At 74.3% G+C, this 18401-nt stretch carries 14 protein-coding genes and 1 pseudogene; 7 read left to right on the top strand and 8 right to left on the bottom strand.

The features are described 5' to 3' along the window. Positions 1 to 3: 3 nt before the first annotated feature. The 3 genes from AB2L28_RS16490 to AB2L28_RS16480 are packed head-to-tail and all read right to left on the bottom strand — an operon-like array spanning position 4 to position 2938. Positions 4 to 738, bottom strand: coding sequence for an SDR family oxidoreductase (locus AB2L28_RS16490; protein WP_370720076.1), 735 nt, complete (start codon positions 736 to 738; stop codon positions 4 to 6). A gap of 20 nt (positions 739 to 758) precedes the next feature. Continuing rightward, the gene (locus AB2L28_RS16485; RefSeq protein ID WP_370720075.1) at positions 759 to 1601 is read right to left on the bottom strand and encodes a DNA-3-methyladenine glycosylase 2; all 843 of its coding nucleotides are present in this window, start codon (positions 1599 to 1601) and stop codon (positions 759 to 761) included. Beyond that, positions 1598 to 2938 carry a DNA polymerase IV gene (locus tag AB2L28_RS16480; RefSeq protein WP_370720074.1) on the bottom strand — a complete coding sequence of 447 codons (1341 nt, stop codon included), beginning with the start codon at positions 2936 to 2938 and terminating at the stop codon, positions 1598 to 1600. The genes AB2L28_RS16485 and AB2L28_RS16480 overlap by 4 nt, the downstream gene beginning before the upstream one ends. 47 nt (positions 2939 to 2985) lie before the next feature. Here AB2L28_RS16480 and AB2L28_RS16475 point away from each other — a divergent pair, with 47 nt between their 5' ends. Together AB2L28_RS16475 and AB2L28_RS16470 are read left to right on the top strand one after the other, a co-directional pair. Next, positions 2986 to 3741 (top strand): sulfite exporter TauE/SafE family protein, encoded by a 756-nt coding sequence (locus tag AB2L28_RS16475; protein WP_370720073.1) that lies wholly within the window; start codon positions 2986 to 2988, stop codon positions 3739 to 3741. 27 nt (positions 3742 to 3768) lie between these two features. Continuing rightward, positions 3769 to 4881, top strand: a complete 1113-nt coding sequence (locus tag AB2L28_RS16470; RefSeq protein WP_370720072.1) for a winged helix DNA-binding domain-containing protein — start codon at positions 3769 to 3771, stop codon at positions 4879 to 4881. A gap of 7 nt (positions 4882 to 4888) precedes the next feature. Here the strand turns inward: AB2L28_RS16470 and glpX are convergent, their stop codons facing one another. The 3 genes from glpX to AB2L28_RS16455 form a co-directional block, all read right to left on the bottom strand. Then, positions 4889 to 5860, bottom strand: a complete 972-nt coding sequence (gene glpX, locus AB2L28_RS16465) for a class II fructose-bisphosphatase (RefSeq protein ID WP_370720071.1) — start codon at positions 5858 to 5860, stop codon at positions 4889 to 4891. A gap of 42 nt (positions 5861 to 5902) precedes the next feature. Then, complete coding sequence (locus AB2L28_RS16460; RefSeq protein ID WP_370720070.1) at positions 5903 to 7456, bottom strand: methyl-accepting chemotaxis protein; 1554 nt, start codon at positions 7454 to 7456, stop codon at positions 5903 to 5905. Between the two features lie 289 nt (positions 7457 to 7745). Beyond that, positions 7746 to 8807, bottom strand: a complete 1062-nt coding sequence (locus AB2L28_RS16455; RefSeq protein WP_370720069.1) for a GGDEF domain-containing protein — start codon at positions 8805 to 8807, stop codon at positions 7746 to 7748. A 433-nt stretch (positions 8808 to 9240) separates the two neighbouring features. Here AB2L28_RS16455 and AB2L28_RS16450 point away from each other — a divergent pair, with 433 nt between their 5' ends. From AB2L28_RS16450 to AB2L28_RS16435, 4 genes and pseudogenes are all read left to right on the top strand, one after another. Continuing rightward, the gene (locus tag AB2L28_RS16450; protein ID WP_370720068.1) at positions 9241 to 9678 is read left to right on the top strand and encodes a hypothetical protein; all 438 of its coding nucleotides are present in this window, start codon (positions 9241 to 9243) and stop codon (positions 9676 to 9678) included. An 86-nt stretch (positions 9679 to 9764) separates the two neighbouring features. Next, positions 9765 to 10916, top strand: coding sequence for a hypothetical protein (locus AB2L28_RS16445; protein WP_370720067.1), 1152 nt, complete (start codon positions 9765 to 9767; stop codon positions 10914 to 10916). A 605-nt stretch (positions 10917 to 11521) separates the two neighbouring features. After that, positions 11522 to 12534: pseudogene (locus AB2L28_RS16440) on the top strand (aldo/keto reductase). A 135-nt stretch (positions 12535 to 12669) separates the two neighbouring features. Then, positions 12670 to 13224 carry an HD domain-containing protein gene (locus tag AB2L28_RS16435; protein ID WP_370720066.1) on the top strand — a complete coding sequence of 185 codons (555 nt, stop codon included), beginning with the start codon at positions 12670 to 12672 and terminating at the stop codon, positions 13222 to 13224. A 10-nt stretch (positions 13225 to 13234) separates the two neighbouring features. Here the strand turns inward: AB2L28_RS16435 and AB2L28_RS16430 are convergent, their stop codons facing one another. Continuing rightward, positions 13235 to 14224: an LLM class flavin-dependent oxidoreductase gene (locus AB2L28_RS16430; RefSeq protein ID WP_370720065.1), complete on the bottom strand. Its 990-nt coding sequence runs from the start codon at positions 14222 to 14224 to the stop codon at positions 13235 to 13237. A 112-nt stretch (positions 14225 to 14336) separates the two neighbouring features. Between AB2L28_RS16430 and AB2L28_RS16425 the strand changes: the two genes are divergently transcribed. Further along, positions 14337 to 15134: a putative protein N(5)-glutamine methyltransferase gene (locus tag AB2L28_RS16425; RefSeq protein ID WP_370720064.1), complete on the top strand. Its 798-nt coding sequence runs from the start codon at positions 14337 to 14339 to the stop codon at positions 15132 to 15134. Here the strand turns inward: AB2L28_RS16425 and AB2L28_RS16420 are convergent. After that, a complete protein-coding gene (locus tag AB2L28_RS16420; RefSeq protein ID WP_370720199.1) occupies positions 15104 to 18154 on the bottom strand; it encodes a replicative DNA helicase in 3051 nt (1016 codons plus the stop codon). The genes AB2L28_RS16425 and AB2L28_RS16420 overlap by 31 nt on opposite strands. Between the last annotated feature and the right edge of the window lie 247 nt (positions 18155 to 18401).

Below are 18401 nucleotides of genomic sequence, written 5' to 3'. Positions count from 1 at the left end.
GGCTCAGCGGCCCCCGGACACGTCCAGCGTCGTGCCCGTGACGTAGGAGGCGGCGTCCGACAGCAACCACACCACGGCCTCGGCCACCTCGTCGGCCTCCCCGCCCCGCCCCAGCGGCACCGTCCCCCGCAGCCGTTCCACGCGGCCGGGTTCCCCCGAGGCGGCGTGGATGTCGGTGCGGATGAGTCCCGGCCGGACGCCGACGACGCGGATCCCGTCGGCGGCGACCTCGTGCGCGAGACCGACCGTGAGGGTGTCGACGGCGGCCTTGGAGGCGGCGTAGTCGACGTACTCCCCCGGGCTGCCGAGGACGGCGGCCCGGCTGGAGACGTTGACGATCGTCCCGCCGCCGGCGGCCGTCAGGTGCTTCACGGCCTCGCGCGCGCACAGGAACGCCCCGACGACGTTGACGTCGAGGAGCCGCCGGATCCGGTCGGCGTCCAGGTCGACGACCTTCGACCGCGGCGCGGTGATGCCGGCGTTGTTGACCAGACCCGTCACGGGGCCGAGCTCGCGGGCGGCCTGGAACAGGCGCGTGACGTCGGACTCGACCGACACGTCGGCCCGCACGGCGATGGAGGGCGTCCCGAGGTCGGCCGCGGTCGCGGCCACCTCGTCCGCGGCCTCCCGGTGGGTGGCGTAGCCGAAGCAGGTCCGCACCCCGCGCGCGGCGAGCGCCAGGACCACCGCCGCCCCGATCCCGCGGCTGCCACCGGTCACGACGACGGTTCCTCGCACCGACGCACCGTAGCGAAACGTCAGTCGACGAAGACCTCCGCGGTCCACAGGTGCAGCAGGGCGTGGCCGCGCCAGGGCCGCCACGCCTCGGCGCGCGCCGTCGCCTCCCGCGCCGTGATCCCGCCCAGCGCGCGGCGCAGCACGAGGTCGGAGGGCAGGAAGGCGTCGGAGTCACCCAGGACGCGCAGGGCCACGTAGTCCGCGGTCCACGGCCCGATGCCCGGCAGCGCGAGGAGCTCGGCGCGCGCCGCGGCGGGGTCGGTGGTGGCCGCGGCGTCCAGGTCGAGGCCGTCGGCGAGCGTCTGGGCGAGGACGTGCAGCGTCCTGGCCCGCGCCCCCGTCACCCCCGTGACGGCGCGGATCGCGTCCGGGCCCGCACCGGCGAGGGCGTCGGGGGTGGGGAACGCGGTCAGGGAGGCGACGGGGGTGCCGTACGCGGCGACGAGGCGGCCGGCGAACGTGCGCGCCGCCGCGAGCGAGACCTGCTGACCCAGCACCGTGAGCAGCGCCGTCTCGGCCCCCGACACCGCGCGCGGGACCCGCAGCCCGGGGCGGGCCGCGACGAGCGGGGCGAGCAGCGGGTCCCCGGCCAGGTGGCGCTCGGCCTGCGCCTGGTGCCCGTCGAGGTCGAGCCAGCGGCGCACGGCGGGCGCGATCTCGTCCAGGTGCGGACCGTCGAGGAGGACGCCGTCGCAGCGTTCCCCCGTCCCGAGGTCGACGGAGGCCTCCACCGGGCCGCGGCTGGTCCAGAACACCCTGCGGTGCACGCCGCCGGAGTGCGTCTCGGCCCCGGGCAGGGCGTGCGCGAGCAGCCAGCGCCGCAACGGTTCGGCGGCCAGACCGCCGGGGACGGGCAGTTTCACAGGTGCTCCGGGTCGAAGACGGGCGGGTCGGCGGGTGCCAGGGCGGGGTCGTCGTCGCGGAACGTGCGGATCCGGCCGACGGGGGTGTGCGGACCCTCGAACCGTACGGTGACCCGTCCCGCGCCCGACCCCTGCACCCAACCGGCCCCGAACTCGGCGTGCTCGACGTCCTGGCCCGGGCGCCAGCCCGGCGCCGCGGGCGGGCCGTAGGGCTGCGGGGACTCCAGGGGTTCCTCCTCGGCGGTGCCCGTCTCCTCGTCCTGCACGGGGTCGGGTTCCAGCTCGGCGAGCAGGTCGATCTGGCTGAACTCGCTCAACCCCGACACCCCGACCCCCAGCAACCGGACCCCGTCGGCGACGTCGACACCGGCGAGCAGTTCACCGGCGTTGTGCGCGATCTCCCGCGCCGAGCTCGTCGCGTGCGCCAGCGTGCGCGAGCGGTTCAACGTCGAGAAGTCGTAGCGCCGCACCTTGACCGTCACCGTGCGCCCCGACAACCCCGCCTTCGCCAGCCGCGCCGCCACCCGGTCCGCCATGCGCCGCAACCGCTCCGCGAGGTCGCGGCGGTCGGTGAGGTCGACGGCGAACGTCTCCTCGGCCGACACGGACTTCGCCTCGCGCTCGGCCACGACCGGCCGGGGGTCGACGCCGCGGGCGAAGGCGAGCAGGGCGGTGCCGTGCGCCTTGCCGAGCATCCGCACCAGTTCGGCCTCGTCGGCCGCCGCGAGCGCCCCGATGGTCTTCAGCCCCGCCCGGACGAGCCGGTCGCCCGTGACCGCGCCGACCCCGGGGATGGTGCGGACGCTCATCGGGGACAGCAGCGCCTCCTGCTCGGCCGGGGGCACGACGACGAGGGCGTCGGGTTTGCGCAGGTCCGAGGCGATCTTCGCGACCAGCTTGCTCGCCCCCACCCCCACCGACACCGTCAGCCCCGTCCGCGCGCGCACGGCCGCCCGGAAGTCGGTGGCGACGGCGGTCGCGGCCGCGACGTCGAGACCGGGGTGGACGGCCGCGAGGTCGACGAACGCCTCGTCCAGCGACAGCGGCTCCACCAGCGGGGACAACTCGTGGGCGAGGTCCATGACGTGGCGGGAGACCTCCCGGTAGGCGTCGAACCGGCCCGCGAGGTAGGCCGCGTTGGGGCACAGGCGGCGGGCGCGGGCCGTCGGCATGGCCGACCCGATGCCGAACACCCGCGCCTCGTAGCTCGCGGTGGACACCACGCCGCGGCCACCGGTCCCGCCCACGACGACGGGTTTGCCGCGCAGCGAGGGCTTGTCCCGCTGCTCCACCGCCGCGAAGAACGCGTCGAGGTCGAGGTGCATGACTCCGGGCACGGACGGGTCCGTCACGACCGGCACCGAGTCACGGTTACGCTCCCCCGGTGCTGGACCTGTCGACGACCGACCTGATCCCCCTGTACCTGGCGGCCCTCGTCATCGGGTTCTCCAAGACCTCCATCGGCGGGGCGGGCACGATCGCCGTCGCGGTGTTCGCCGCGGTGCTGCCCGCCAAGGAGTCCACGGGGATCATCCTGCCCCTGCTCATCCTCGGTGACCTCTTCGCCATCTCCATCTACCGCCGGCACGCCGACTGGGGCCTGCTGGTGCGGCTCTTCCCGTACGTGGCGGTCGGGGTCGTGGCCGGGGCGGGTTTCGTCGGTCTCGTCGACGACACGGTCATGCGCCGCTCCATCGGCGCGCTGCTCGTCCTGCTGGTGGCGATCCACGTCTGGCGGCAGCGGAAGTTGCGTCAGAACACCGACGTCGTGCCGATGTCGGCGACCAGGCGCCGCTGGGCCTCCATCGGTCTCGGTTTCCTCGCCGGGTTCACGACGATGGTCGCCAACGCCGGCGGGGCCCCGATGTCCATCTACCTGTTCACCATGGGGCTGGGCGTCATGTCGTTCCTCGGCACGGGCGCCTGGTTCTTCTTCATCGTCAACTGCTTCAAGGTGCCGTTCAGCGTCGGCCTCGGCCTCATCAGCGTCGACTCGCTGTGGCTGGACCTGCGGCTGGCGCCGGCCGTCGTCGCGGGGGCGCTCATCGGGTGGTGGGTCGCGAAGCGGATGGACATCAGGACGTTCGAGAAGTGGGTGCTCGGGTTGTCCGTCGTCTCGGGGTTGAACCTGCTGCGCTGACCGGCCGGCGTCCGGCAGGCTGGGCCGGTGTTCCGGATCCGGCGCCAGGACGTGGGGACCTGGCGACTCGTCGCCCAGCGGGTCGTCACCCCGTCCGAGGACGCCGCGGCGGCCGTGGCGCACCTCGGGGCCGTGCAGGCCCAGGACCTGCGGGCCGCGGCGACGGCCGTGGCGCTGCGGACGGCCACCCCGACCGGCACCGGCACACCGACCGGCCTGGCCGCCGCCCTGGACGCCGGGACGGTGGTCAGGTCCTGGCCGATGCGCGGCACCCTGCACCTGCTGCGGGCGGTCGACCTGCCCTGGGTGCTGGCCCTGTGCGGCCCCCGCACGATCGCGGCCACCCGCCGACGGCGCGAGCAGCTGTCCATCTCCGACGCCGACCTCGCCGTGGCCCGCGAGACCGTCCTCGCGCACTGCCCGCCGGGGGGAACGACCCGGGCGGCGGTGCTCGCCGCGCTCGAGGCGGTGGGGCAGGCCACGGGCGGCGGGCGCGGCTACCACCTGCTGCACCACCTCGCGCTCACGGGCGACGTGTGCCTGGGCCCCCTCGCCGGGCGGGAACAGCTGTTCGTCCCCTCGGCCTCGTGGGTCCAGGCGGCGCAGGCTCCACCGGATCCGCTCGCGGAGTGGACGCGCCGCTACCTGCGCGGGCACGGCCCGGCGACGCCCGCCGACGCCGCGTTCTGGACCGGTCTGCCCCTGGGCACCGCGCGGCGCGGGTTCGAGGCCGTCCGCGCCGAGTTCGACGCCGTCCAGGTCGAGGGGTTCGACGGCGCGGAACACCTCGTCGACCCCGCGCTGCCCGACCTCGTCGCGAACCACCGCACCGCCGCCCGGCGGGTGCACCTGCTCCCGGGTTTCGACGAGTTCCTGCTGGGCTACGCCGACCGGTCCGCCGTCCTGGACCCCGAGTTCGCCGGCCGCCTCACCCCCGGTGGGAACGGGGTCTTCCGCGGCACGGTCGTCGCGGGTGGCCGGGTCGTGGGCGCGTGGACCCGCGCCGGGGACCACCCGGCCGTCGAGGAGTTCGTGGAGTTCTCCGCGGCCCGCCGCGCGGCCCTGGGACGGCGCGCGCGGACGTTGCCGTCGGGGTGGCTGGGCGGACACGACCGACCCGCGCGCACGGAACGGTCCTGAGCGGACCTCAGAGCCACTTCTCGGCGAGGTGGTCGGCCCGGATGTGCCGGATGGTGCCGGAACGGGCCCGCAGCGCGATGGACTCGGTGCGGATGACCGGCCCCAGCCGCCGCACGCCGCCGACGAGGTTCCCGTCCGTCACCCCGGTCGCGACGAAGAACGTGTTGTCACCCCTGACGAGTTCGTCAGCGGTGTAGACGTGGTCGAACTTCAGCCCCGCGTCGAGGCCGTGCTGGCGCTCGTCGTCGGTCTTGGGGGCGAGCCGGGCCTGGATGAGACCCCCGAGCGCCTTGATCGCGCACGCCGTCGCGACGCCCTCGGGGCTGCCGCCGACGCCGACGCACATGTCGAGCCGGCCCTCGTAGGACGCGGCGTCGATGCCGCCGGCGACGTCGCCGTCCAGCAGGAGGCGGGTCCCGGCCCCGGCCGCGCGGATGTCGGCGATGAGCTGCTCGTGGCGGGGACGGTCCAGGACGCCGACGGAGATCTCCGAGACGTCCTTGCCCTTGGCCCGCGCCAGCGCGCGCACGTTCTCCCCGACCGGCTGGCGCAGGTCGACGACCCCGTGCCCCTCGGGGCCGGTGACGATCTTCTCCATGTAGAAGACCGAGTGGGCGTCGAGCATCGCCCCCCGGTCGGCGGCCGCGATCATGGAGATCGCGTTGCGGCGGCCCAGCGCGGTCAGGGAGGTCCCGTCGATGGGGTCGACGGCGATGTCGCAGGCCGGGCCGTTCCCCGTGCCGACCTCCTCGCCGTTGAACAGCATGGGCGCCTCGTCCTTCTCGCCCTCGCCGATGACGACGACACCGGCGAAGTCGACGGTGCCGAGGAACTCGCGCATCGCGTCGACGGCGGCCCCGTCCGCACCGTTCTTGTCGCCGCGGCCGATGTACGGGGTGGCGCGGATCGCCGCCGCCTCCGTCGCCCGGACGAGTTCGAGGGCCAGGTTCCGGTCGGGCGTGGTCGGCAAGCTGCTCATGGCAGCCATCATGCCCGTCCCGTCCCCCGGCGCCCGCCCGGATCAGAGGCGGAAGCCCGCCACCAGTTCCTCCAGCCGGTGCGCCGCGCGGGAGACCTCCTCAGCCGTGGCCGCGGTCACCGACGCGCTCTCGGTCGTCTGACCCGCCGCCTGCGCGATACCGGTGATGCTCGCCGCGATCTCCTGCGACCCGCCCGAGACCTCCGTCACGTTGCGCACCATCTCACTCGTCGTCGCCGACTGCTCCTCCACCGCCGCCGCGATCGTGGCCTGCAACCCGTCGATCTGCCCGATCACCTCCGCGATCTGCCCGATCACCCCCGTCGCAGCCCCCGCATCGGCCTGCGTGGCGTTCACCCTCGCCACGATCTCCTCCGTCGCCCGCGCCGTCTGCTGCGCCAGCTCCTTCACCTCACCGGCCACCACCGCGAACCCCTTGCCCGCATCCCCGGCCCGCGCCGCCTCGATCGTGGCGTTCAACGCCAGCAGGTTCGTCTGCTCCGCGATCGAGGTGATCAGCTTGACCACCTCACCGATCTCCCGGCTCGAAGCCCCCAACCGGGAGATGGTCGCCTCGGCGTCGGCCGCCGCGGCCACCGCCGTGGCCGCCGTCTGCGAGGCCGCCGCGGTCGAGGACGCGATCTCCCGGATCGCCGAGGTCATCTCCTCCCCGGCCGCCGCGACGGTCCCGATGTTTGCGCTGATCTCCCCGGTCGCGGCCGAGACCACCTGCGACTGCGAGGCGGACTGCGCCGCACCGGCGGACAACTGCGAGGCGACCCCCGTGAGCCGCTGGGAGGAGGAGGTGAGCGCACCCGCGGTGGACGTGACGTCGCGCAGCAACGTCGTCAGGGTGTCCATCGAGTCGTTCGTGGCCGCCGCCAGGCGCCCGACCTCGTCGCGACCCGGGTTCGGGACGCGGCGGTCCAGCCTGCCCTGCGCGAGCCCCTCGACGACGCGCAGCGTCTGGGCCAGCGGACGCGAGATCGACCGGGCGGTGGACAGCGAGAGCGCCACGGCCAGCGCCACGGCCGACGCCGCGACGACGAGGAGCGCGACGAGGTCGCGCCGGTGGTCGGCGCCGCCGCGGGCGGCGATCTCGGCGGCGGAGGCGGACTCCGCGCTCGTCAGGTCCTCGAGCGCGGCCTTGACCTGCTGGGCGGCCGGCGCGATCTCCTGCGCAGCGAGAGCGGTCGCGGCCTCCGGGCCGGAGGAGGTGCCGACCGTGATGAACTCCTGCACCGCAGCGCGGTACGTCGTCAGCGCGGCCGTGTAGGCGGACTGCTGGTCGGCGGTGGCCGCGGGCCCCGCGGCCCGGTAGTCGGCCCACGTCTGGTCCAGCGCGGCCTCGTCGTCCGAGAGGGTCGACAACGCGGCCCCGATGTCGGCCCCGGGCAGCGAGGCGCGCAGGAGGTCCTCGCGGACGGTGCCGAACGAGGTCTCGAGGTGACCGGCCGCGGCGACGGAGGCGACGCCGGAGGTGGAGAGGTGCTCGAGGTTGTCCTGCGCGGCCCGCAGCCGCAGCACCGCGAAACCGGTGATCACCACCAGCAGCAGCACCACGACGCCGAAACCGGCGACGAGCTTCGTGGACACGCGCAGATCGCGCAGACGAACCGACACGGACTACCTCGACCTCCTTGATCGCCTCGACGCCCGAGGACCCGTCGTTTTATCGACGCAACAGTCAGGGTCCTGAGCGTTCCGGCGGTCCGGTGACGAGCGCCGCGGCCCCGGGCACCCCGCCCCGGTGCCGACCCCCACCGCTCCCGCCGTGGGCGCGGTGGGTGCCCGGGCGTGCGGGCGGTGACGCTGTGGTCGCGGCGGGTGCCGCCCCCGGGAGGCGCCGGTGAGGTGGTGCTGCGGCACCTCCTGACCCGACCGGTCAGCCCGCCGAGGGCACCGCCGCTCCGGCCCCCGCCCCCGGCTCCGCGCACACGCGGTCGCGCCCCTCGTGCTTGGCCCGGTAGAGCAACCGGTCGGTGCGGGCGTACAGCTCGTCGACGACGTCCCCGGCCGTGCCGTCCGGGAACCGCACCGCCGCCCCGGCGCTGACGGTGACCGGGGGCACCCCGACGTCGGCGGCCACGGCGGCGCGCAACCGTTCGGCCAGCGCCGCCACCTCCTCGATCCCGCCGGCGGGGGCCAGGACGAAGAACTCCTCCCCACCGATGCGGCAGACCAGGTCACCGGGGCGGACGGTCGCGGCCAGCACCGCCGCGACCCGGACGAGGACGTCGTCCCCGGCGCCGTGCCCGAAGGCGTCGTTGACGCGCTTGAAGTGGTCGATGTCGAGCAGCACCGCACCCACGGGGCGGTCCTCGACCCCGGACAGCTCGCAGCGCAACCCCCGGCGGTTCAGCAGACCCGTCAACGGGTCGCGCGCCGCGTTCAGGTCGGCCCGGTCCCGGGCGGCCACCGCGCGGGTCACCGCGGCGTCGAGCCGGGCCCGCAGCACCGCCAGCCCGGCGACCGTGAGGACGAGGACCACCTCGACCCCGATCACGCGCACCGCCCGCACCAGCGGCTCACCGGGCAGGACCGCCACCAGCACTCCCGCGACGACCGCGGTGAGGGCCAGGTGCAGGACCGTCGACCGCTTCCCGCAGAACATCGCGACGTAGAGGGGACCGACGACGAGGCCCGAGACGGTGGCCTGCCGGAACACCGGGTCGGCGACGCACAGCGCCAGCACGGCGAGGAGAGCCGTCGCCCACACCGACCACCACCCCTGCGGACGCCCGGTCCGGCGGTGCCGCACGACCGCGAGCAGCGCCACCGGCGGCGCCGCGAACCCCGCCGCGAGGACACCGGGCGCGGTGCCGGGACGCAGGACGTCCGGCACCAGCAGCACCACCACCAGCGCGAGCAGGAGCAGGGCCGGGGCGCACAGCACGATGAAGACCTGGCTGGCGCGCAGCGCCGACCCCGTCTCGTCTCCCCCCACGCTCTGGTCCTCGGCAGCCGCGGTCCGGCGCTGCACCGCCGGTGACCCGGTCGGCCCAACACCGGCCACCGGTGCCCGGCACGCGCGGGCAGCACCGCCGGGACCGGCGGCCAGCGGGATCGACGACGGTCAGCAGCCGCACCGGTGCGACCCCGGGCGAGGAGACGATGAGGCCGGGCACGGCGGGACCCGGGCGGACACCGCGGCCGTCCTCGCGCCGGCGTGCGTCGTCGCCGCGCAGTCCGTGCAGGCGCCGGCCGGCGTGGACCGCCCGATCCGGGTGGTGAACCGCGTACCCGAGCGACGAGCCCCGCTCCACCGGGACCTACCCGCGGGAGGACCGGGAACGCCGACGCCCGCCGGCGCGTCGAAGCGCGGGTCACCAGCGAGGCCGGACCCCGTGGTGGTGGTGGTGGTGGAGGAGCGTGACGCGATGGTTCGACCCCTGGCCGCCGCCGGTGCCCTGGTGTGCGTCTCCCTGCTGACGGCCTGCTCCGGTTCCTCGGCCTCGGCGAGGCTGCACGGGCCCCTCCTGGTCTCGGACGGGCGGTGGGACAGCGGCATGGCGGCGGCACTGGGCGGTCAGCTCGCCCGGGTCGGTCCCTGCATCGGGCTGGGCGAGTCGATGGTGGTGTGGCCCGACGGCGTCAGCTGGGACGAGGACGCGGAGTCCCTGGTGCTCCCGGACAGCACTCCGGTCGGGTTGGGCGACGACGTCTCCGGCGGCGGGGGCAGCATGACGACGTCCTCGGTCGACTCGCTCTGCGGCCCGGACGCGGCCGACGCGCTGCGCGAGTGCGGCGTCGACGTGGGCTCGGAGGTGATCGTCTTCAACGTCGGGAGCAGCGTCTCCACCGAACCGGTCTCCTGAGAAGCGCCCGCGAGCGGTGGCCCGGCGTCCCGCAGGGCGCTGGAACCGGGCTGCGCGGGCAGCCGCCGCCGGGGCAGGATCACCGTGTGCTGTCCCGCTCGGACCTGCCCGGTCGCCTCGTCCACGTCGTCGCCCCCCGACGGGTGGACGCGAGCTGGCCCGACCCCACCGACCGGGCCCGGGCGGTCGTGGCGACCCTGGACGTCCTGCGGCCGGTCACGACGAGCCTGGTCGTCGACCTGGCCGCCGACCGCTGGGTCGAGGACGACTCCTCCCTGCTGCCCGTCGACCTGCACCCCCAGCAGCGGTGGGCCGAGCACGACCTGCGCGAACTGCCCGCCCCCACCCGCACCGGCCGCTGGCCCGGCGCGGTGTGGATCGACGCCGGTGACGACGCCCTGTGGGTCACGGCCCGCACCTACGCCACCGCCAGCCTCGGCGTCCGCGTCCTGGACGCCGCCGAGAACACCCTCGCCGAGGTCGACGACGGCGGAACCGTCATCACCGCCGCCCTCACCGCGGCCGAAGCAGACCTGCTGCGCGGGCGGCGACCGGACGTCACCGTCACCCCGCTGGACGGTCTGACCCGCCGCAGGCTGCAACGGGGCCTGGACGCCGAGGACGACCGCCGGGAACGGGGCCGGCCGGGGTGGTTCGACAGCCACGTCGCCTACCTGGCGCACCGACGCCGGGACCGGGAGAACCCGTGGGAGCCCGCCCCGCCGGAACCCCACCCCGCCGACGCCTTCACCGTCGACCTGTCCGTCACGACCGAGGTGCGCCGGGGCCGCGAACCGGCGCTGGTGGTGGCCCGCTTCGGGGTCGGCGGCGACGGTCGGCCCCGGACCACCGCCCACCTGGACCGCATCCGCGCAGGGGTCTTCGCGGTCCACCTCGACGCGATCAGCGCGGGCTCGTTCCCCGACGGTGGGCACCGCGTCGCGTGCCGGGTCCTGTCCCCCTCTCGCCGCGTCACCGGGAACGCCGCCTCGCTCCTGGTCGACCGGACCGAGGGGGACCTCGTCGACCCCGGTGCGCGTCCCCCGCTGCACGACGGGTGGGGCATGTGGATGCCCTGGGACGGGTGGTCGGTCTACGTCGAACGCGCCGCGGAGGACGAGCTGACGTTCTCGGCGCCGGTCGAGTGGACCGGCACGGTACGTGCCAGGTCGGCCCCTCCCGACCCCGCACGTGCCGACGGGACCGCCACGGTGACGCTGCGGCTCTCCCGCCGGTAGAGGTCGGCCGGTGCACCGCGCACGGCGCTGACCGGCAGGTCGCCGACCTCGGAGGTGTCCTGGGCGGCGAGCAGCACCCGGGAGGGGAAGACCCCGGTGACGTCGCTGGTCGCCGGCACCACACCCCGCCCCAGGCGCTCAGCGACCGCGTCGGCCCGGTCGTCGCCGACCACGACCGGGGGCCAGGGCCCGGACGGCTCGCTGCACAGCTGCGGAGCGAGAGGGCAGACCGGCCTCGCGGACGGGCTCGTCGAGGGCGGCGACGTCGGCTGCGGAGAGGCCGGTGCTGAACTTCCCGGCCGGGTGCCACCCGGGCAGCACCCTCGACACCACCGTCACGGTCCTGCTGAACGCCTCGGTGGTCGGGCCGCAGGACCGGCGCCGCGCCAGCACGAGCACGCACCGATCACTCCTCCGTCGACGCGAGGTGCTGCGCCCGTCGCCCCCTCGAAACCCCCGCCCCCTCGCGGAACTCGTGCCCTGGCACCGTCGAGACCGGGCAGGGCGACGTCCAGGACGAGGACGTCGACGGCCCCCTCCGCGCCCGGCAGCAGGTGGGACGGTTCGGCCGCGCCGGAGCCGCGCCCCGCGCGTACGGTTTCGGGATGGAGTACCGCCACCTCGGCCGCACAGGTCTACGCGTCTCGCCGCTGTGCCTCGGAACCATGAACTTCGGCCCCCGCACCAGCGAGGCCGACAGCCGCACCGTGATGGACGCCGCCCACGAGCACGGCGTCAACTTCTTCGTCCCCCGGCGCTAGCGCGCCGGGAGGTGCCCCCAACCGCCAACGGCTACGGCAGCCACAAGGGCGAGACGGAGGAGATCGTCGGCCGCTGGTTCGCCCAGGGCGGTGGTCGCCGGGAGAAGACGGTGCTGGCGACCAAGCTCTACGGCGACATGACCGACTGGCCCAACGACGGCAAGCTGTCCGCCTACAACATCCGGCAGGCGTGCGACGCGTCGCTGCGACGCCTGCAGACCGACCACATCGACCTCTACCAGATGCACCACGTCGACCGGGCCACGCCGTGGGAGGAGATCTGGGAGGGCATGTCCGTCCTGCGCCAGCAGGGCAAGATCCTCTACGCGGGGTCCTCGAACTTCGCCGGCTGGCACCTCGCCGCCGCCCAGGCCAGCGCCGCCGAACGCGGCGTCGTCGGGCTCGTCAGCGAGCAGTCGCTCTACAACCTCCTGTCCCGCTGGGTGGAGCTGGAGGTCCTGCCGGCGGCCGAGCACCTCGGCCTCGGCGTCATCCCGTGGTCCCCGCTCGCCGGCGGGCTGCTCGGCGGGGTCCTGGCCAAGCAGGCCAGCGGGGACGAGGGTCGCGGCACGTCGAACACCGACGGCCTCGCGGCGAACCGCGCGGCCATCGAGGCGTACGAGGAGTTCTGCCGGGAACTGGGTGCTGACCCCGCGGACGTCGGCATCGCGTGGCTGCTGACCCGCCCGGCGGTGACCGCCCCGATCATCGGGCCGCGCACCGTGCAGCAGCTGACGGGCTCGCTGCGGGCCCTGGAGCTGGAGCTGGACCAGGCCGCGCTCGACCGCCTCGACGAGCTCTTCCCGGCCCCGTTCCCGAACGGCAGCAAGCCCGCCCCGGAGGCCTACGCCTGGTGATCCCGCCCCCCGGGCTCGGGAACCCACAGCGACCTGGGACGTTCCACCGACTGTTGGCAGGTCACCTGCGAGCGCGTCGTCGTGACGGCTCGGCCGCAGGTGACGACGCGGTCTCCAGCAGCGGGGAGTCGGATGATGGACGGCACGAGCGCCGAGGAGGCGCTGGCACTGGCCCGTGAGCTGCTCGCGGACGTGGACCACCGGTGGGAACACGCGGCCACGGCCGCCCGCACCGCGGCCGAGGTCGCCCGCACCGTGCCCGAGCAGGACCGGGACCTGCTCGTGGCGGCGGTGACCCTGCACGACGTCGGCTACGCACCGGGCGTGCAGCGGACCGGCTTCCACCCCCTCGACGGGGCCGACCACCTCAAGGGTCTGGGCTGGCCGCTGCGCCTCGTGGGTCTCGTCGCCCACCACAGCGGTGCGCGGTTCCTCGCCCGCGCCCGGGGCCTGGAGGACCTGCTCGACGTCTACCCCGACGAGGGCGGCCCGGTCGCCGACGCGGTGCTGTACTGCGACATGACGACGACCCCCGGCGGTGTGCGGGTCCCGTTCGCCGACCGGCTGCGCGACCTGCATGCCCGCCACCGCGACGACGCGGACGCCGAACGGCGCGCGCGGGCCGAGCGCGAGCCGTTCCTGCGCGCCGCGGTGGCGCGGGTGCAGGCCCGGCTCGGCCCGGTCCGCTGACCGGGACCGCTCAGACGGTCGCGCCCTCGAACGCCTCCGCGGTCAACTGCACCGACCGCAGCCGGGCCGGCGTGGACAGCGCCTGGTGGGCGACGATGAGCTCGTCCGCACCGGCCTCGCGGGCGAAGTCCTGCAGGTAGGTGCGGACCTCCGACGGGGTGCCGACCGCGGAGTAGTGCTGCATCTGCTGCACGTGCTGGCCCGCGGCGGTCTCCATGAGGACGTCGACCTCGGCCTCGGTGAACGTGCGTCCACGACCGAACAGCGAGGTCGCGAACCGCCGCTGCACCTGCCCGAAGGCCTCCCGCGCCTGCGCCGTCGTGTCGGCCGCGACGACGTTCACCCCCGCGATGACGTGGGGTTCGGCGAGCTGGTCCGAGGGCTGGAACTCGTTGCGGTAGGAGACGACCGCAGCGCGCAGCTGCTGCGGCGCGAAGTGCGAGGCGAACGCGTACGGCAGGCCGAAGCGGGCGGCCAGGTGCGCGCCGAACGTCGAGGAGCCCAGCACGTACAGGGGGACGCCGGACCCCCCACCGGGCGTGGCCTGGACCCCCGGGACCCGGGAGCGGCCCGCGAGGTAGGCCTGCAGCTCCAGGACGTCCTCGGGGAACTGCGCCGACTGCGACGGGTCGCGGCGCAGCGCGTAGGTGGTGGCCTCGTCCGAACCGGGTGCACGGCCCAGCCCGAGGTCGATCCGCCCCGGGTACATCGCCTCGAGGGTGCCGAACTGCTCGGCGATGCTCAGCGGGGAGTGGTTGGGCAGCATCACGCCACCCGCGCCGAGCCGGATGGTCGACGTCTTCGACCCCACGTGGGCGATGAGGACCGCCGGCGCCGAGGAGGCGATGTGCGGCATGTTGTGGTGCTCGGCGTACCAGACGCGGCGGTAGCCGTGCTCCTCCGCGGTCTGCGCGAGCGCGACGCTCGCCGCGATGCTGTCGCCCGCCGACTGCCCCGGGGCGATGGGAGCCAGGTCGAGGACGGAGAGCGCGAGCGACATGACGGCGACCTTTCGACGGGTGGTGCTTTCCGCAGGTGCCAACCGCCGCAGCCCCCCGTCGATTCCGGACCACGGCCCACTCCCCCGCTGGCGCCCCTGCCAGACTCCGCGGGTGGACACGGACGAGGTGGTGCGCCGCCTGCGGGCGGCGGGCTGCGTCTTCGCCGAGCGCGAGGCGGAGCTCCTGCTCGCCGCCGGCGGTGACGTCGAGCCGCTGCTCACGCGCCGGGTGGCGGGCGAGCGCCTGGAGGACGTCCTGGGGTGGGCCGGGTTCCACGGCCGCCGGTACGTCGTCACGCCGGGGGTGTTCGTGCCCCGCCACCGCAGCACCGCCCTCGTCGACGCCGCGGCCGCGCACGCCCGTCCCGGGGACACCGTGCTGGACCTGTGCTGCGGCACCGGGGCCCTCGCCGGTGCGCTCACCGACCGCGTCCCCGGGCTCGTCGTCCACGCCGCCGACCTGCTGCCGGCGGCGACGGCCTGCGCCCGCGTGAACCTGCCCGGCGCCCACGTGCACACCGGCGACCTGTTCGACGCGGTGCCGGCCGGGCTGCGCTTCGACGTCGTGCTGGCCAACGTCCCGTACGTCCCGAGCACCGAGATCGCCCACCTGCCGGCGGAGATGCGCGAGCACGAGGACCGGCGGACCCTCGACGGCGGCGCGGACGGTCTCGACCTGGTGCGGCGCGTCCTGGCCGGGGCCGGGGAGCGGTTGACCGGGCGGGGGCGGTTGTTCTCCGAGCTCGACGAGGAGCAGACCGGCCCCGCCGTGGCGTGCGCGCGGCAGCACGGGCTGGTCGCGGAGGTCCTCCCCGCCCCGCCGGGGGACGGGGACGAGGAGGACGGCAGCCGCGTCGTCACTGCGCGGGTGGGGGCACCTCAGGTCGCCATGTCGACGAACCGCGAGTAGTGCCCCTGGAACGCGACGGTGATCGTGTCCGTGGGGCCGTTGCGGTGCTTGGCGACGATGAAGTCCGCCTCCCCCGCGCGCGGGGACTCCTTCTCGTACATGTCCTCGCGGTGCAGCAGGATGACCATGTCGGCGTCCTGCTCGATCGAGTTGTGGACGGCGATGCCGTTGGCGACGAAGTTGTGGCCGCCGACGACGGTGGCGTCGAAGACCTGTTCCTCACCGTCGGGCTCGATGGCGACGACCTCGTCCCACAGCACGTCGTTGACCGCCATGACGTCCAGCTCTGCGCTTTCGAGGATCTGCGCGACCCGCCCGATGCGGGCGCGTGACGGAGCGTGCTTCCACAGGGTGCTCCCGCAGAACGACGACCCCATCGCTGCCGCGAACTCGCGATGGGTCATCCCCTTCTCGGTCAGGAGTCGCCGGACGTCGTCCCACACCTGACGAGGGACGGTGTCGACGTTCGTGTTGGCCGGGACATCACGGACGATGTCGAGGAGCTGCTGCGCCGAGACACCCCGAGCCCCGTGAACTCCGACCTCCTGCAAGAAGCGCCGCTGATCGTCCACACCCGACACGTCGAGGGTGTACCCAAGACGGTAGGCCTGCTTCTTGGTCGTCTCCCGGACACGCGCGGAGATGCCGAACCGGAGCAGCAGGCGCGACACGTCATCAACGAGGCGGCGACTCGTCGAGGCGTAGTAGACGCGACCTCCCCGTCCGCCCTTGTTCACGGTCACGCTGCCGTCGGTGGCCCACAGATGACGGAGGAAGAGCGCGATCTGCCGCTTGGGGAGGTGGAACACCTCCTCGGGGACGAACTTCTCGTAGCTGCGGCGACCGAAGAGCCCGAGCTCGTCGAGCCACTCGGCTACCGGGTTCCGTCGGCCGTGCGTCAAGCGGTAGGGCGCAGGCAGTCGCAAGGAAGTGCAGCGCGCTGCGGCGTACTCGTCGCGCACGGCCGTGATGGAGAAAGCACTCGCAGCGGCGGCCGCGACAGCAGCGAGGTTGTCCTCGTCGACGCTCGCGTAGCGCAACGGCTGACGTCGGACGAACGATCCGTCTCCGATGAGGTGGGCCAGCAGGACCACGAGGTCATCCGCCCAGGCAGCCACCTTTTCCGGGCCTGGGACGTGCCGGGGCACGGCGAGCCGCTCCGCCACGGCGAGTTCCCCCAGCGGCTTCCACCCGTCGTAGGTGAGGAACGGGTGGTTCGCCGTCGCCCGCACCTCCTTGCCCGACGCCGTCCGCAGCCGGAACACGGGTTTCACACCCGTCGGGAAGACGTGGGTGAGGTGTCGTCGCACGTACCGCAGCGATTCGTCGAGCGCCCACACCGGGACGTCGCGCGCCTGGAGGGCGAACAACTCCTCCATGGTCGTCTCCGCGCCGGTGTCGGCGCGCAGGACACGGGTGTCCGCCGTCAGGCAGCCCGATTCGCGCAGGTCCGACACCATCGGCCGCTTGTCCGTGCGCTGCTCCGGACCACGGTTCAGCTGCGACAACGCGATGACGGGGACCTCGATCTCCTTGGCCAGGAGCTTCAGGGCGCGGGAGAACTCCGAGACCTCCTGCTGGCGCGACTCGACGCGCTTGCCGGACGTCATGAGCTGCAGGTAGTCGACGATGACCAGTTTCAGGTCCGCCCGCTGCTTGAGGCGCCGGCACTTCGACCGGATCTCCATGAGCGACATGTTCGGGGAGTCGTCGATGTAGAGGGGCGCCTCGTTGATGGACCCCATCGTGCGGGCGAACCGCGTCCAGTCCGCGTCGTCCATGCTCCCCTTGCGCATCTTCTGCAGCGGGACGCGGGCCTCGGCGGACAGCAGGCGCATGGCGATCTCGTTGCGCCCCATCTCCAGGGAGAAGATGACCGAGGCGAGACCGTGCTTGATCGACGCGGCGCGGGCGATGTCCAGCCCCAGCGTCGAGTTGTGGGTCGGGACCATCGACCGGCCCGCGAGGTACAAGTGGTCCGCAGCCGACACCTCCACGCAGCGGACGGGGACGGAGGCCACGGGGACGACCGCGACGACCTCGTGCCCTGCGCCCTCCACAGGTCCACCGCCCCCGGCACCGACGAGCTGCGGCACCGTGGCGGGCGCGATCCTGGCAGGGGTGCCCGCGGAGAGGTCGGCGCGGAGCTGACCCGTCGTGCGGACCACGGGACGACCATCACGGTCGAGGGGCCACTGGTGCTGCTCGTCGGCGACGATCGCGCTCCCGTCGGAGAAGTGAACCTCGTAGCAGGGGCGGTCGAACATCACCTCCGTCGCGGCCACGACCGTCGTCGGGCGTCCGTCGGCGCCGACGAGCTCGTCACCGACGGCGACCTCGCCCATCGTCGTCCAGCCCGTCGGCGTCGGCAGGGGCGTGTCGAGAGCCAGGGCCTTGCCGACCGCCGGCCGCGCCGCGATGACGATCATCTGCCCCGGGTGCAGGCCGTTGGTGAGGCCGTCGAGGTCGGCGAAGCCCGTCGGCACGCCGACCATGCCCTCCCCGCGGTGGGAGCTGGCCTCGATCTCGTCGATGGTGCCCTCGATGACGTCCCCGAGGACGGCGTAGTCCTCCTTGGTCCGCTTCTCGGTGACGGCGTACACCTCGGCCTGCGCGCTGTTGACGACGGCCTCGACGTCCATGCCGTCGGAGCCGTAGCCCATCTGCACGATGCGGGTGCCGGCCTCGACGAGGCGGCGCAGGACCGCTCGCTCGGCGACGATCCGCGCGTAGAAGGCGGCGTTGGCCGCGGTGGGGACGGTGGAGATGAGGTCGTGCAGGTAGGGCGTCCCGCCGACGCGGGTCAGCTCGCCCTTGTTCGTCAGCTCCGCCGAGACGGTGACGGGGTCGGCCGGCTCACCCCGGGAGTACAGGTCGAGGATCGCGTCGTAGATCAGCTCGTGGGCCGGGCGGTAGAAGTCCTGGCTCTTGATGACCTCGACGACGTCGGCGATGGCGTCCTTGGACAGCATCATCCCGCCGAGCACGCCCTGCTCGGCGGCGATGTCCTGCGGCGGCATCCGGTCGAACGACTCGCCCCGGGGCTCCCGCCCGCGCCCCCCGCGCCCCCCGTCGTCGGGAGGTCCGACGTCGACCGGCGGCTCGTCGTACGTGGTCACAGCAGCAGACCCTCTTCCCTCGGAGACGCCCCGCGACGATCCCTCGGCACAGGTCTAGCGGACGGCTCCGACACGTCCCCGGGCACAGTGACCGACGAGTCGTCCGCCGGTCAAATGTCCCTGTGCACAGGGCGGTGGACAGGCTGTG

Source organism: Kineococcus mangrovi, assembly GCF_041320705.1.
GTDB lineage: Bacteria > Actinomycetota > Actinomycetes > Actinomycetales > Kineococcaceae > Kineococcus > Kineococcus mangrovi.
This window is presented reverse-complemented; position numbering and strand designations above follow the sequence as displayed.